Source organism: Roseburia sp. 1XD42-69, assembly GCF_003612565.1.
Lineage (GTDB): Bacteria > Bacillota > Clostridia > Lachnospirales > Lachnospiraceae > Roseburia_B.
Genome location: NZ_RAZG01000235.1, coordinates 1 through 972, shown reverse-complemented (window position 1 = coordinate 972; position 972 = coordinate 1). Strand labels below are relative to the sequence as shown.

The following is a 972-nucleotide window of genomic DNA, read 5'->3' as shown; positions in this document are numbered from 1 at the left end:
GCGGAGAATTACTTCCTGCCAATGTATGAATATCTGCACCGGAAACTGTTAAAACGCAGATATCTGATGGCAGATGAGACCCCGATCCAGGTATTAAAGGAAGAAGGCCGCAGACCACAGAGTAAGTCTTATGTGTGGCTGGTACGCACTGGTGACGATGGAGAGATTCCTATCATCCTTTATAATTACACTCCGACCAGAGCCGGCAGTAATGCCGCAGCTTTTCTGGCAGGCGCAGATCCCGGATACTATCTAATGGTTGATGGTTATAAAGGATACAACAAAGTGCCGGAGGCACAGCGTTGTTGTTGCTGGGCTCACATACGACGCTATTGGCTGCGGGCAATACCCAAAGGACATGAAAAGGATTATACACATCCGGCAGTCCAGGGGTTCCTATACTGTAATAAGCTGTTTGAGTATGAACGCTCTTATCACGAAAAAGGATTATCGCTCAAAGAGATTTATCATCGCCGTCTGAAGGACCAAAAACCTGTCATAGAGGCTTTTTTGTCGTGGCTTGATCAACAGCATCCGGAATCCGGAGACAGGCTAATCAAGGCAGTCAACTATTCCAATGGCTGTCGTCCGTTCATGATGAACTATCTGAAAGACAGCGCATGCAGCCTGAGTAATAATCTCAGCGAGAACAGCATTCGACCGTTGGTAGTTGGCCGTAAGAACTGGCTTTTCTGTGATACACCAGCCGGAGCAGATGCCAGTATGAAAGTCTATTCAATGATAGAAACGGCAAAAGCCAATGAACTTGATTCACATAAATATCTGAGTTTCCTTCTGGAGCATCGTCCTAGTGCTGAAATGTCAGACGAGGAATTGGAACAATTTGCCCCATGGAGTGAACTGGCTAAAGAAACTTGTAAATAAAATGTAGTGAAATACTCGCATGTCTGGCATCCTAACGCAGGGTGTCAGATTTCATTTATAGGGTACACCCTAAAACTATTCGCTTAC

At 45.5% G+C, this 972-nt stretch carries 1 protein-coding gene; it reads left to right on the top strand.

The window, feature by feature from the left end; genetic code table 11:
• Positions 1-885, top strand: an 885-nt coding sequence (gene tnpC / locus D7Y06_RS25320; RefSeq protein ID WP_120410219.1) for an IS66 family transposase, incomplete at its 5' end; no start/stop codon positions are given.
• Positions 886-972 lie beyond the last annotated feature (87 nt).